Genomic DNA, 14,027 nt, shown 5'->3' on the forward strand with positions numbered 1-14,027 from the left:
CATTCTAACGCACAGAGGGCCTGACAGGTAGTCTGCCAAATTTCGGATCCTGTGCCAGACTGAACAGTATTGAAGGGAGAGCCAATATGACTGAACCAGAACGAAGCCATCTTTCCGGTAAGGCACTTGAGGTTTACGACCGGATGCTTGAGCGGGTGCAGGGCCGGTTGAAGCTGGCACAGGAGACATCGCTCGAAACGTTGGAGGAAGAGATCAGAAATGCAATCCAGTTCGAGTATGAGCTGGAGGAAATGACCCGGGAGGAGGCGGATTTGTTGGGCGCCTACCTCCAGCGTGACCTAGCCCATCTGATGCACTTCGTGGACGAAACCGGTGAGGGACTGACCGAGTGGCTGCAGCTGGACATCTCGTTATTGGAACACCAGCTGGCCGACCGGTTGCTCTCCGTGGCCGACCGGACCCGGGTGGATACTCTGGAGCTGAACCAGAAGCTGGAAAATGACGACGCCGGCCATTACATCTCCGGCGAAGTGGCCACCGCCGGCATGTTCCGATGCCTGAACTGCAGCCACATGAGGTGCCTGACCGCCACCAGCCATCTGGAACCCTGCGACGCCTGTGGCTCCCACTACTATGAGCGGGTTACGAGCCGCTGGCCGAGGAAGGAGGAATAATCCGCTCGCGCACGAACACCACCAGGATCACCGCCAGAGTCAGCACCGGCCAGGAACCGGTCTGCATGTAGGGGGTGCTGCCTGTTGCCGTGTATACCTCACCCCGTAGGGTGGCCTTTTCAAACTGGGGAATGGCCTCGGTGATCTGGCCCCGGTTATTGATGATCGCGGTGACGCCGTTGTTGGTGCCGCGCAGCATGTAGCGACCGGTTTCCAATGCCCGCATGCGGGCGATCTGCAGGTGCTGCAGCGGACCAATGGAATCGCCGAACCAGCCGTCGTTGCTGATGGTCAGCAGCAGATCTGCGTTGCGACTGTTGAAGGCAACAAAGTCCGGGTAGGCCACCTCGTAGCAAATGAATGGCATGATTCGTATACCATTAGCCTGGAGCGGTCCCTGATAGTCCGGGCCGCGGCTGAAACTGCTCATGGGCAGATCAAAGAACCCGATCAATCCGCGCAACAGCCCCTGCAGGGGAACGTACTCGCCGAAAGGCACCAGTTTCTGCTTGTGGTAAATCCCTTCGCCGTTGCCGATGGCCATGATGCTGTTGTGGAACGTAAAGTCCTCGATACGGTCGCTGAAACCATACCAGGGAATGCCGGTGATCAGGGTGCTGTTATCGCCGAGTTCCTGATCGATGTGTTCAATGATCTTGCCGGCCTTGTCCTGCGGGATGGGGATGGCGGTTTCCGGCCACAGGATCAGATCGGCGTCCCAGTGCGGCTCTGTCATGCCCAGATAGGTCACGATCTGGTCTTTCAGGAAATCCGGATCCCATTTGATCTGCTGGGGGATATTGCCTTGCATGGCCACAAAGCTGGTTGGCGCCGAGTCGATCTCGGTCCAGGCTACCTGGTTTACTGTCGGGCCAACTACCCAGGGTATGAGCGCGCATAGAAGAGTGATGGCCGCGGCGACGTGCCGGAGGTGCATTGCCAGCCACCAGGCGGCGTAGAGTGCGGCGCCGGTCACCGTAATCCAGAAGGTCAGGCCGTGGACGCCGACCAAAGGCGCCAGACCGGCCAGGGGGCCATCGGTATGCGCGGTGCCCAGATACAGCCACGGGAAGCCGGTGAGCAGCCAACCACGAAGCCAGTCGCCGAGAATCCAGATAGCCGGGAACAGGATCAGCCGGCGGACCTGGCTGTCCTTGGCAAGCTTGCCCCAGAACCAGAAAGCCAAACCATGGAACAGGGCCAGGCCGGCGACGAATATGACGGTGAGCAGGACGGATACGGGAATGGAGGTGTTGCCGTACTGGCTGATGCTGATGTAAACCCAGCTGGCACCACTGCCGAACAGGCCGAGGCCGGTAAACCAGCCAGCCTTGAATAGGCGGTCCGCCGCCAGGGGCACCGTCACCAGCAGAATCAGCAAGACGGAAACTGGGCCCAGCCACCAGAATTCAAACGGTGAGAAGGTCAGGGTCTGGAGAGCACCGGCCGCGATAAGCGTGGCGATGCCCAGCCAGCGACTGGCGGAGAGTGGGGTGCTCAGGCCCCGGATTTCGGTAGCTTCACTTCTCACTTCGGGTTACCTGCAGCAGACGAATGACTCGGTTATCGGCGTTGGCAATAGTAAAGCGCAAGCCACCGAATGCAACCGTTTCACCGCGTCTGGGCAGATGTCCAAACTCCTTGAGTACAAGACCGCCAATAGTGTCGAACTCTTCCTCGTCGAGCTCTGTTTCAAAAAACTCGTTGAAATCATCGACAGGTGTGACCGCTTTGACCGCGTAGGTACCGTCACCACGGGCTTTGATGTGCGTTTCCTCGTCAAAATCGTGTTCGTCTTCGATTTCGCCGACGATCTGTTCAAGCACATCTTCAATGGTGATCAGCCCGGCGGTTCCGCCGTATTCGTCCACCACAATGGCCATGTGGTTGCGGTTTTCCTTGAACTCTTTCAACAGCTGGTTCAGGCGTTTGCTTTCCGGGACAAAGGTCGGTGGGCGCAGAATTTCGCGAATTTTCGACCAGTTCAGCTCATTGTTCAGTGCTAGTGGCAGCAGGTCCTTGGCGAGCAGAACACCGATAACGTCGTCCTGGCTGTCGCCTATAACTGGAAAACGGCTGTGGGCGGAGGAAATGATTTCGCCGAGGAACTCTTTGGGTTCTTGCGAAGCTTTGACGGTGACCATCTGGGAGCGCGGGATCATGATTTCATCCACGCGCATATCGATCACCTGCATGGCACCTTCGATGATGCTCATCGCGTCGACATCGATGATACTTTGGGACTCGGCGTCCCGGAGGATTTCCAGCACGTCCTCAACGGACTCAGGCCCGCTGGCAAAGGCCTGTGATATACGTTCCAGCCAGGACTTTCCGCCCTGACTGCGACTCGACTGATCGTCGTTCATGAGTCTTGTTCCGTTTCCTCTGCTTCGTAAGGGTTGCCAAATCCAAGTTGCGCAAGCAACCGAATCTCAAGAGCTTCCATGACCTCGGCATCTTCATCATCCACGTGATCGTAGCCCTGAAGATGCAGCATACCGTGAACAACCATGTGCGCCCAGTGGGCCGTTAGCGTCTTTTGTTGCTCGGCGGCCTCGCATTCGACAACGGGTGCACAAATTACCAGATCTCCCGCCAATGGCACCGTTATACCGGCTGGCGCTTCAAATGGGAAGGACAACACATTGGTCGGTTTGTCCTTGCCCCGGAACTCATTGTTCAGGGCCTGGCTCTCCAGCGTGTCAACGATGCGAACCGTTACTTCAGACGGATGCTCGCCCAGCCAGGCGCTTTGCGCCCAGGTCTGAAATTGGGCATGGGCGGGCACGCTGCTGCCCTCGAATACGTCCTGGATATCGACAGTTAGCTCGTTCACGACTGGCTTCCGCCTCCGTCATCGAACGAATCGTAGGCCTCCACAATGCGCTGAACCAGTGGGTGACGAACCACATCTTTGGCTTCGAAGCGGGTAAAGCCAATGCCGGAGACCTTGCCAAGCACGCCTGCGGCGTGAATCAGGCCGGAGTTCTGGCCGCGCGGCAGATCCACCTGGGTGGTATCACCGGTGATCACCGCGGTTGAGCCGAAACCGATACGGGTCAGGAACATCTTCATCTGTTCACGGGTGGTGTTCTGGCTTTCATCAAGAATGATGAAAGAGTTGTTCAGGGTGCGCCCGCGCATGAATGCCAGCGGCGCAATTTCGATCACGCTCTTTTCGATCAGCCGAGTTACGTGATCGAAGCCAAGCATTTCGTACAGTGCGTCGTACAGCGGGCGCAGATACGGATCGACCTTTTGCGCCAGATCGCCGGGCAGGAATCCCAGTTTTTCACCGGCTTCCACGGCGGGGCGCACCAGCAGAATCCGCTTCACCTGCTCGTCTTTCAGTGCCTCGACGGCGCAGGCAACGGCGAGCCAGGTCTTGCCGGTGCCGGCGGGGCCAATACCAAAATTAATGTCGTGGCTGCGGATGCTGTGCACGTACTTCTGCTGGTTCGCGCCGCGCGGCTTGGCCTGGAGCTTTGGTGTCTTGATGACCGTTACGGCGCCGTCGTAGGGCACGTCTTCGGGCAGGCGCTCGTAGCCTGTCTCACGAATGAAGAGGTGAACGGTATCTGGAGAGATGTCGTCGGTGGCCTCGGTTTCCCGATACAGATGGCGGATAACCTCTACCGCCGCGGCGACGTGATCGGTTTCGCCCTCAACGCGAAAGTGGTGGCCGCGCCGGCCGACTTTTACCTGTAGCCGGCGCTCGATGTGCTTGAGGTTCTCGTCAAACTGGCCGCAGAGAGAGGCCAGCCGGCGCTGATCCACCGGGTGCAGGTCGAATTGTCTGGAATCGTTGGTGTTCAATTAGGCTCCATGTGCAGTGGCAGCCCCGCGTACGGGGCTTTTTAAGCATTCGTGTCTCGGCTGGTGTGCCTGACCCTGGCTTCAGTAAAGTTCCGCGTTCGCGGGGACGCCGCGAAGGGAGTTGGGGTAGGCCTCAACAATTTCAACGTCAACAAAGTGACCAACCACCTCCGGGTTATCGTGCCGGAAGTTGACGATGCGGTTGTTTTCAGTACGACCCGCAAACTCACCAGGGTCTTTCTTGGACAGCCCAGTGACCAGAATGCGCTGAGTAGTGCCGACCATTTTGCGGCTGATGTCCATAGCCTGCTGGTTGATCCGTTGTTGCAGGATGCTCAGGCGCTGTTTCTTGACGTCCATCGGGGTGTCATCCGGCAAATCGGATGCCGGCGTGCCCGGACGGGCACTGTAGATGAAGCTGAAGGACACATCGAAGCCGATGTCGTTGATCAGCTTCATGGTGTCCTCGAAGTCCTTGTCGGTCTCACCCGGGAAACCAATGATGAAATCGGACGAGAAGCTGATGTCCGGGCGGATCTTGCGCAGGCGGCGCAGTTTGGACTTGTACTCCAGAGCAGTATGGCCGCGCTTCATGGCTGCCAGCACCCGGTCGGAACCGCTTTGCACCGGCAGGTGAAGGTGGCTCACCAGTTCCGGGACCTGTTCGTAGACGTCAATCATCGCGTCGGTGAACTCCACCGGATGCGAGGTGGTGTAACGGATGCGATCGATACCATCAATGGTGGCAATCAGGGTGATCAGCTCCGCCAGGTCCATGGTGTCGTTATCGTGGGTCTCGCCCCGATAAGCGTTCACATTCTGGCCCAGCAGGTTTACCTCACGAACACCCTGGGAGGCGAGGTGCGCCACTTCGGCAATCACGTCGTCGGCCGGGCGGCTGACTTCCTCGCCCCGTGTGTAGGGCACCACGCAGAAAGTGCAGTATTTGCTGCAGCCTTCCATGATTGAAACAAAGGCGGATGGGCCGTCGGCACCCGGCTCCGGGAGATTGTCGAATTTTTCGATCTCCGGGAAGCTGACATCGACGACGCCTACGCCGTTACCTTTCGCACGCACTTCCGTGATCATGTCAGGCAGGCGGTGTAGGGTTTGCGGGCCGAATACCATGTCTACATAAGGTGCCCGGTCAATGATGGCCTGGCCTTCCTGGCTGGCGACACAGCCGCCGACGCCGATAATGAGATCCGGGTTGCTGTTCTTGAGGGATTTCCAGCGGCCGAGCTGGTGGAACACTTTCTCCTGGGCCTTCTCACGGATAGAGCAGGTGTTCAGCAGCAGGATATCGGCGTTGTCCGGCGTGTCGGTCATTTCGACGGTTTCGCCGGTACGCAGAAGGTCCGCCATTCGGGATGAATCGTATTCGTTCATCTGGCAGCCGTGGGTTTTGATGTACAGCTTCTTGGCCATGGGTCTCAACGTATTCTGGTGGATGGTGCGCCGGGGCTTGCGGTCGATAGAAAATCAGGCGCGAACAAAAAGGAACTGAGCATTATAACGGGGTGCTCATTCTTCAACCACCATTGTCTCGGCTTGTTGCTAGATTCGTGTGGTATTATTTTTGTCTTCCGAAGTTGTCGAACCTGAATTCAAATGACTCCCGAACGTCTCGCCCGTATCAAACAAACCCTGAATACCCGTCAGCCCGACCTGCGTGTGCTGACCGATCAGGTGCACAAACCCCGCAACCTGTCTGCCATTCTTCGCTCTTGCGATGCCTTTGGCCTGGCCAATATGCATGTGGTTTGGCCACGGGAAGGCTTTCGAGCCTTCCGCAAGACCGCCGGCGGCAGCTACAACTGGGTGACAACACACACCCACCGCACCATGGATGCCGCAATCACCGACCTGAAGGGGCAGGGCCATAAGCTCTATGCCGCCCAGTTGTCTGACCGGGCCGTGGATTATCGCGAAGTGGACTTTACCGTGCCCTGCACGTTGATCCTCGGGAACGAAGTGGACGGGGTCAGCTCTGATGCGGCAGACCAGGCTGACGAACACATCGTGATTCCGATGATGGGAATGGTGGAATCCCTCAACGTTTCTGCCGCCTGCGCCATCATCCTTGCCGAAGCCCAGCGCCAGCGCAAAGCGGCAGGACTTTTCGATTACCGCCGATTGCCGGACGATGAATACGAGCGCCTGCTGTTCTGTTGGTGCCAGCCGACAGTCAAACGCTATTGCGACGACCGCAAACTGCCATACCCGCCGATCGATCCGGACACGGGGGAGTTGATTGATGGGGTTGGCTGGATGAAAGAGATTCGCAAGCTTCGGCATCCGCATTTGGAGCATGCGGAGTAAAACGAGACCTGATCGTTTTTCTGCGCCCGCAGAATTGATTACCTTTGGGGCTAGGAGTCAGGGTTACATAAAGCCTGGCGCACGGACACGGATCGTCCGCTGAGAACCCTGATCGACAAGGATTGTCATGCACATAAAGCCCCGAGCTTGCCTGAAAGCGCGCGATCTGCCGCTTGCTGAATCGCCATTTCTCGCCGCCCGGCTGGTTAAACAGGCATTACTGGGGCAGTGTGAGCCGCTCCCGCGATTCGACCCATACGATATACCCGGCTTTTCGGCGGGCGCCCGTCCGGAGTTCCTTCGCGCTCGATTGCTTGCATTGCTCGAGTCCGGTGACCTGGTTCTGGTTCACAACCCTCTTACATCCGGCCAACCTATTGATCCCCCCGTAGTCTGGAAGCCGGATTCATCATCTTCTGCGACGTCAGGAAAGTGGACCCTTTCATCTTCCTCTCCTTTTCTCTTTTTAGCTAACGAAGTGGATACGTTGAACCGGGAGGGGGTGATAGCCGGGGCACTGGGTTTGTTAACACCCGCCGGCTCTGCGGGGCATCGATCAGCCGCTGATGAGGAGCGACGCCACCCTTCGCAGAATGTTGGGGCTAGAGATCGCAAGCTGTCTTTGCCATTGGGTGCTGCGGGAGGGGTTGTGCCGTTTGTCGCCGAGGCGAAACGAAAAGCAAGCATGTCAGAGGATGAGACTTTACCTCTGCACGTGGCTGTCGGTGTCTTCACCGACGGAACATTAAATAATGTCGGAAATATCGAAGCATTCAAGCAACGGCTGGAGAGGGATTGCTTCATGCCGCTAAAGGAGTCCCCAGAAAAGCTCAAAGAATGTCGTGAAAAATTACGTTTATTGATGGGCGAGAGCTATGCAAACGAGCCGACGAACGTCGCTAAATTGTGGCGCCTGTACCGTGAAGATGAAAAGACTTTGCTGAACTACAAAGTAATGTCTCTTTCGGTATATGCGCCGGGCGCAGGAACGAAAACGGGAGATTCTGATTCATACGAAGGGATGGCGACTGGATTAGGAAAGACGGGAGCCGTGGCTCAGGTTAAACGTGTGTTTTTCGATATGGCTGAGAGAGTTTCTCAGAGGTCGAAAGGCAGGGTGATTGAACAGCTAACTCTCGACTTCTTTGGGTTTAGTCGTGGAGCCGCTGCAGCACGCCACGCTGTCAATGAGGTTCGAAAGGGGCCGGCTGGGCTTCTCGGAAAGGCTTGGTCGGCAAACAGCCTCGAGTGGCCCGGCTCGGTAAGTGTTCGGTTTGTCGGGCTATTCGATACCGTCGCGGGAATCATCAACTGGCGGGAGATGGACCTCAGTGCCGGTAATGATCGTAATGCTCCTGTCGACATTCACCTTAACTCGCAGTTCGTCGGTAAAGCTGTTCACCTCACTGCTAAAGACGAAAAACGGAATAATTTTGCGCTTAACAGTTTGAAGGATGCTGATGGAATGTTGGCATCTAATTTTAGAGAAATTGAATTGCCTGGCGCTCATTCGGATATTGGCGGAGGTTATCCAGATGCCCAGGTCGAGCAAGTTCTTCTTCATCCCAAGCTTACAATTACAGGTTCTGCAACCGTATGGCCCACGGAAACCCCCGAATGGGATAACTTGCTAGCCATAAAGCAAAGGGTGGAGTCTGAGCAATGGATAGGAGAACACAGCTCTACTCTAGGGAATGGTGAGCAATACAGCCTTGGCATTGAGCAGGTTCGGGATAATCACCCTTTGCCAGATGGGCGAGTAGAGTTGCGCTTGCAAATGTTGAGATTAATAAAGGGCGAATATTCGAGAGTGCCTTTGAGACTAATGCACGCCTTGGCGTTAGAGGAGGAGGTTCCGTTCGAGGCTATGCCCTCAGACCGCGACTATTTCCTGCCTGAAGACTTGATGGAGATATATGAAAACTTAAGAGATCAGGTTTGCGCCGGGAAGGACGTTCCAAGTTTGTCGGTCGAGCAGGGTCGGTTTCTGAAACAGAGATATATTCATCACTCTAATCACTTCAATTTACTGGAATTCCTGCTTTGGGACGAAGTTTTGAGGTTAGAGATTCCCTTCCGACCATTGATGCCGTCAAAGCCGGTAAAAGCATTAGGAAGACACGTTCACGCAAATACTGCATTGGAGTAAGGCATGTTTCGTTCTGTTTGTTTGGTCTTATTGTTGGCGTTTTTCCAGTCTGGTTGCGTCTCTGCCTCTTCGAAAGAGCAAGTTAACTGGTATTTTCAGATTGCTGCACCAAAGCACTATCACGCATGGGTTCAATATCTTGAACTAGAGAAATCAGGGGTGCGGCATTGGCATCAAGCTCCTGGATATATCAGTTGCTGTTGGCAGGGAGAGGGAGGTCCCACTGGAAAAGGAGGAAGGATGGAGCCTTTTCCTAACTACATCGGAATTCAATGGGTTTCTTTCGCCGACGAAAAGGTTTATCAGAAGTTAATCGAAATTAAATCTGAGTGGCGTGAGGCGATGCGAGAGCCGGCTCCTTTTACAACGTCTAAGGGCTTGAAATACAAGCCGAGAAACGTTTTGACCCTTGGGCTCGCTCCAGGTGGTGAGATCGTCGTTTGGATAAAAAGTCAGGTAGGTAACGAGTTGGAATTAGTTCGTTTACAAGGAAACGAAATGGAAGGTAAGCCTCAAGAATATTCAGTGCTTATAGAGGATTACAAGGATGAGCATCGGGAATACCTAGATATGCACGGTATTCCCCTGGAAGGATGGTGATCGGGAGGGGGTAGCCTACTCCTCCCGAGCCTCCAAATACCGCTGCAACTGTTCACGCAGTGCCTTCGGCAGTCGGGTAATGGTCAGAGCATCCTGGTCGCGGTCGTAGTACACGGCCTGGTTGACCAGATCTGAGGAGAAGGAAACGCTCATGCCGCCGCCAGAGCCGGCGATGCGAACCAGCTTTTTAACCTTGCGGTGGTCCGGGTGAAGAACGCCGCTTTCCGGGAGTTCGGTGGTCTTGGAGGCAAACTCCTTGAATCGCTGTGGTTCGCTCTCGTCGAGATAGCCAGAAAGCGCCTCGATTTCGACCGGCTCGCCCAGTGCGTGCTGTTCCTTGCAGAACTCGTAAGCTTTGCTGCGAACCTCGCCTGCCTTTTCCGGCTCCGACGATTTCGCAAACGCTTCGACAGCGTCCAGGAAGGTTACGGTCTCTTTCTCTACATCCACTTGGTTGGTAAAGCCTGCCAGGCGGATAAACAGCTCGCCGGGCTCACCGGTACCGCGGCCGTGCACCAGGGTCAGATAGTTTTCCGCGCTGTTGTCGCTGCGCCAGTCGTCCAGCTCGATCCGCACGGCGAGATTCAGACGTGACAGGCTCAGTACGTCGGTGGCGTCCAGAGTCTGATTGCCGTCGAAACGCAGGGCGCTGTCGCTCTCCAGAATCAGCAGGTACACCACCTCTGAGTCAGCAAGTGCTTCGTGCACAATCATCAGGTGACCCTGGAATTCCTCCTGGCAACCGGTCAGCAATTCCTGCCATTGCCCAAACAGTCGGTCGGTCATAGAACCGAAGCTCTGTTTGTCCTCAAGGTAATCTTTCAGCCAGCTGCTGAACGGGCATTCGCCAATCTCTTCCGAAAAACGGCCATACTTCTTTCCTGGCTTGCTGTTGAACAGCCGTTTCATCTGTTTATGGAGAGATTCGTAGTCGCCGCCGGGTTCTGAAAATGCCTCTCCCGACTGCAAGCGGGCCGGTTGCCCGGGCTGGTATTGACTGGCAAAAGCGGTGCGAAGGTGTCTGATAGCCATGCTGGTATTCTCATGCTGCGCGTGCAATAAAAAAAGCCCCGGAGGCGACTCTGGCCTGCGGGGCTTGTGTGCTACCCGGGGGTCAGATTCGCTTGCTCCGGATCAACTGTTGAACCAGTTGGCCGACAGCGGCAGGAATTTCCTTGTCGCTGTCAGCGGAAACGGAGGCAGAGGCTACATCGGAACCAAGGTTGACCGCAACGGCGATCAGGCCGTGGGCGGACAGCAGCTGGGATGTCCGGCGACGATCGTCGGCGTCGCCTGCATTGTCTTCGGTAACCACGACCGCGGTCTTGCCCTGATCGAAGAGCGCACGCTCTACCGCCAGTGCCAAAGCGGGCGCCTGTTTACCGCTGCATCCTATGATCGCCGGCTTCTGGGCAAGGCGACGTTCGCGCTCCTCAAGGCTGACCGGATCCAGGGATTCAACACCGTCTGCGAGGCCGGCAACCATGCCGGCACCAATGGTGACGTTGGTGAGTCGGTCGATCACGATGAAGCTGCCCGTGGCGTGGTTGCGCTGGTAGGCATCGAACGCGATGGGCTGGTTGAGGGTCAGTTCGCACAGGCCGATTTCGTTCAGCTGGAGCTTGGCCGGATTGGCCTGCTGCTCAAGTGTGTTGACGTCGGTCTGGTGATGGATCGTCTTGACGGTGCCCGAAGTGAAGGTGGGGCCCAGCTTGATGTCATAAAGCCGACCGGTTTCCAACGGGGTGTCCGTCATCCAGACGATGTTGGCGTTGAAGCGATTGCCCACTTCCGGCTCGTCTTCCGGCTTGACCAGCATGTCTCCACGGCTAATGTCGATTTCGTCGTCCAGGGTCAAGGTGACCGCCTGGTCAATGTAGGCTTCGTCGAGGTTGCCGTCGAAGGTGACAATGTCTTTTACGGTGCTGGTCTTACGGGATGGCAAGGCCATGACCTTGTCGCCCGGGCGAATTACGCCAGAGGCGATGGTGCCGCAGAAACCACGGAAGTTCAGGTTAGGGCGGGTCACGTACTGAACCGGGAACCGGAAGTGCTCGAGATTTTTGTCCCGTGAAACTTCAACGGTCTCTAAAATTTCCATCAGCGGCTGGCCGGTGAACCAGGGCGTGTTCTCGCTCTTGTTGACGACGTTGTCGCCTTCCAGAGCGGAAATCGGCACAAAGCGAATGTCTTTCAGGCCCAGCTTGGCGGCAAACGCCAGGTAGTCGTCCTTGATTTCGTTGAAGCGCTCTTCGCTGTAATCCACCAGGTCCATCTTGTTGATGGCGACAACGATGTGTCGGATGCCCTGGAGTGACGCAATGAACGAATGGCGACGGGTCTGGGTCAGAACGCCTTGGCGGGCGTCGATCATCAGGATGGCCAGCTGTGCCGTGGAGGCCCCGGTGGCCATGTTGCGGGTGTACTGCTCGTGGCCCGGGGTGTCGGCAATGATGAACTTGCGCTTGTCAGTAGAGAAGAAGCGGTAAGCCACATCAATGGTGATGCCCTGTTCGCGCTCCGCCTGCAGGCCGTCGACCAGCAGGGCCAGGTCCAGCTTTTCGCCGGTGGTACCCATCTTGGCGCTGTCGGTTTTCAGGCTCGCCATATGATCTTCGTAGATCATCTTGGTGTCGTGGAGCAGGCGGCCGATCAGTGTGCTCTTGCCATCGTCAACGCTGCCGCAGGTCAGCAGGCGCAGCAGCTCCTTGTTTTCGTGTTGCTTCAGGTAGGCCTGAATATCTTCTGCAATCAGATCAGACTGGTGTGCCATCTTAGAAATACCCTTCCCGCTTTTTCTGTTCCATGGAGCCGGCTGAATCGTGGTCAATAACCCGGCCCTGACGTTCTGAACTGGTGGCCAGCAGCATCTCTTGGATAATCTCCGGCAGGGTGTCTGCCTCGGATTCGATGGCGCCGGTCAGCGGGTAGCAGCCCAGAGTTCGGAAGCGAACCGATTTCATCATCGGCTTCTCGCCTTCTTTCAGTGGCATGCGATCGTCATCCACCATGATCAGGGTGCCGTCGCGCTCAACCACAGGGCGCTTGGCGGCGTAGTAAAGCGGAACGATCTCGATGTTCTCAAGGTAGATGTACTGCCAGATGTCCAGCTCCGTCCAGTTGGACAGCGGGAACACGCGAATGCTTTCGCCCTTGTTGACCTTGCCGTTATAGATGTTCCAGAGTTCCGGGCGCTGGTTTTTCGGGTCCCAGCGATGGTACTCGTCCCGGAACGAATAGACGCGTTCCTTGGCCCGGGATTTTTCCTCGTCCCGGCGTGCACCACCGAACGCAGCGTCAAACTTGTACTTGTCCAGCGCCTGCTTCAGCGCCTGTGTCTTCATGACATCGGTGTGCTTGGCACTGCCGTGGGTGAACGGACCAATGCCCTGCTTGATGCCGTCTTCATTCTTGTGAACGATCAGGTCCAGGCCGTATTCCTTCACCTTTCGGTCGCGGAAATCGATCATGTCCTTGAACTTCCACGTGGTGTCCACGTGCATCAGCGGGAACGGAGGCTTGCCGGGGTAAAACGCTTTGCGGGCAAGATGCAGCATCACGGCAGAATCCTTGCCGATGGAGTAGAGCATGACCGGGTTGTCAAACTCGGCTGCCACTTCCCGGATGATGTGAATGCTTTCCGCTTCCAGCTGTTTCAGGTGCGTGAGGTTGTATGTGGTCATGGTATTCCGATGCCGCGATGCGGACCCTGTTGGCTGTGCAAATTTGACCTGAAATGATACCAGAATGGGCTAGGGTATAAGAAGCGCCCCAACTAGAGTTTGGGGTTATAATAATATAGCGGCAAGGCTGGCTACGCGGTTACGAGAGCCGTGAAAGACAGGGCGTGTCAGGACTGGTTTCGGGAGTCTGCCAGCAGTTTAGCGACGTAGCGATCCACGTATTCGAAGCCGTTGCCTTCGAATTCGGAAAACTGGATGCCCAGTTGGAATTCGTCCCGGGCGATCCGGCGCATATGCACTATGTGACCCTCGGCAATAACCGCGACGGGCTGGGTTGCAACGACGGGCACGGAAAAGCGGGTTTTTACGGAGACCCAGTTGCCGGGTGCAGGGCTTCGCTGGTCAGGAATCAGTGCCTTGATGGCCTCCTGGCTGCAGGAAATCATCAAGCCCGTGCGTGAGAGGTTCGCGACTGAGCAGGTCAGGCAGCACCCATCAGGTCTTTCAATGGCAATCTCAGTCGAGACATCAACACGCTGTTGGTTGCGTAGATTTGTTTTTATGACAGCTGGTTTCATGGCTACTCGTCTGACGTAACTGGCATTCATAGCGGCTGTGTTTCCCCAAAATCCCTTCCAGAAAAAACACTTAAACTCGGAAAAGTTTAGTTGTTTACTTTGTAGTCAGCAAGAAGCGTGTCGTTCTTTGTGGCAGATTTGTTGCGGTTTTTTTGACAAGGCCATCACAAAATGCCGACCGTATCGAGGGAGGTTTGGTCCGGGGACGATCGCTATGACCCTCCCCGAACCAGATCGAAAGGCC

13 protein-coding genes are annotated in these 14,027 nt (G+C 56.2%); 4 read left to right on the top strand and 9 right to left on the bottom strand.

The genetic code is table 11. From position 1 onward, the window contains the following. Window positions 1-86: 86 nt before the first annotated feature. Window positions 87-635: a zinc ribbon-containing protein gene (locus FCS96_RS05940; RefSeq protein WP_138439282.1), complete on the top strand. Its 549-nt coding sequence runs from the start codon at window positions 87-89 to the stop codon at window positions 633-635. Here the strand turns inward: FCS96_RS05940 and lnt are convergent. From lnt to miaB, 5 genes are all read right to left on the bottom strand, one after another. Continuing rightward, entirely contained in the window at window positions 604-2,166 is a 1,563-nt protein-coding gene (lnt, locus tag FCS96_RS05945; RefSeq protein WP_138439283.1) for an apolipoprotein N-acyltransferase, read from the bottom strand. The genes FCS96_RS05940 and lnt overlap by 32 nt on opposite strands. Further along, window positions 2,156-3,001: an HlyC/CorC family transporter gene (locus tag FCS96_RS05950; protein ID WP_138439284.1), complete on the bottom strand. Its 846-nt coding sequence runs from the start codon at window positions 2,999-3,001 to the stop codon at window positions 2,156-2,158. Before FCS96_RS05950 ends, lnt begins: the two co-directional genes overlap by 11 nt. Continuing rightward, the gene (gene ybeY, locus FCS96_RS05955) at window positions 2,998-3,471 is read right to left on the bottom strand and encodes an rRNA maturation RNase YbeY (protein ID WP_138439285.1); all 474 of its coding nucleotides are present in this window, start codon (window positions 3,469-3,471) and stop codon (window positions 2,998-3,000) included. Before ybeY ends, FCS96_RS05950 begins: the two co-directional genes overlap by 4 nt. Continuing rightward, window positions 3,468-4,451: a PhoH family protein gene (locus tag FCS96_RS05960; protein ID WP_138439286.1), complete on the bottom strand. Its 984-nt coding sequence runs from the start codon at window positions 4,449-4,451 to the stop codon at window positions 3,468-3,470. Before FCS96_RS05960 ends, ybeY begins: the two co-directional genes overlap by 4 nt. A gap of 81 nt (window positions 4,452-4,532) precedes the next feature. Continuing rightward, window positions 4,533-5,879: a tRNA (N6-isopentenyl adenosine(37)-C2)-methylthiotransferase MiaB gene (miaB, locus tag FCS96_RS05965; RefSeq protein WP_138439287.1), complete on the bottom strand. Its 1,347-nt coding sequence runs from the start codon at window positions 5,877-5,879 to the stop codon at window positions 4,533-4,535. 183 nt (window positions 5,880-6,062) lie between these two features. On the opposite strand from miaB, the gene trmH reads away from it, so the two are divergent. The 3 genes from trmH to FCS96_RS05980 all read left to right on the top strand — a co-directional run bounded on the left by trmH (window position 6,063) and on the right by FCS96_RS05980 (window position 9,522). After that, entirely contained in the window at window positions 6,063-6,773 is a 711-nt protein-coding gene (trmH, locus tag FCS96_RS05970) for a tRNA (guanosine(18)-2'-O)-methyltransferase TrmH (protein ID WP_138439288.1), read from the top strand. Window positions 6,774-6,900: 127 nt separating this feature from the next. Then, window positions 6,901-8,922, top strand: coding sequence for a T6SS phospholipase effector Tle1-like catalytic domain-containing protein (locus tag FCS96_RS05975; RefSeq protein ID WP_138439289.1), 2,022 nt, complete (start codon window positions 6,901-6,903; stop codon window positions 8,920-8,922). A gap of 3 nt (window positions 8,923-8,925) precedes the next feature. Next, window positions 8,926-9,522 (top strand): DUF2931 family protein, encoded by a 597-nt coding sequence (locus FCS96_RS05980; RefSeq protein WP_138439290.1) that lies wholly within the window; start codon window positions 8,926-8,928, stop codon window positions 9,520-9,522. A 15-nt stretch (window positions 9,523-9,537) separates the two neighbouring features. On the opposite strand, the gene FCS96_RS05985 is transcribed toward FCS96_RS05980, so the two are convergent. The 4 genes from FCS96_RS05985 to FCS96_RS06000 all read right to left on the bottom strand — a co-directional run bounded on the left by FCS96_RS05985 (window position 9,538) and on the right by FCS96_RS06000 (window position 13,783). After that, entirely contained in the window at window positions 9,538-10,554 is a 1,017-nt protein-coding gene (locus FCS96_RS05985; protein WP_138439291.1) for a nucleoid-associated protein, read from the bottom strand. 82 nt (window positions 10,555-10,636) lie between these two features. Next, window positions 10,637-12,295, bottom strand: a complete 1,659-nt coding sequence (gene cysN / locus FCS96_RS05990) for a sulfate adenylyltransferase subunit CysN (RefSeq protein WP_138439292.1) — start codon at window positions 12,293-12,295, stop codon at window positions 10,637-10,639. Between the two features lies 1 nt (window position 12,296). Beyond that, entirely contained in the window at window positions 12,297-13,271 is a 975-nt protein-coding gene (gene cysD, locus FCS96_RS05995; protein WP_323053724.1) for a sulfate adenylyltransferase subunit CysD, read from the bottom strand. Between the two features lie 101 nt (window positions 13,272-13,372). After that, complete coding sequence (locus tag FCS96_RS06000; RefSeq protein ID WP_138439294.1) at window positions 13,373-13,783, bottom strand: PilZ domain-containing protein; 411 nt, start codon at window positions 13,781-13,783, stop codon at window positions 13,373-13,375. Window positions 13,784-14,027 lie beyond the last annotated feature (244 nt).

It is taken from the genome of Marinobacter alexandrii, from assembly GCF_005871205.1.
GTDB classification, from domain to species: Bacteria; Pseudomonadota; Gammaproteobacteria; order Pseudomonadales; family Oleiphilaceae; genus Marinobacter; species Marinobacter alexandrii.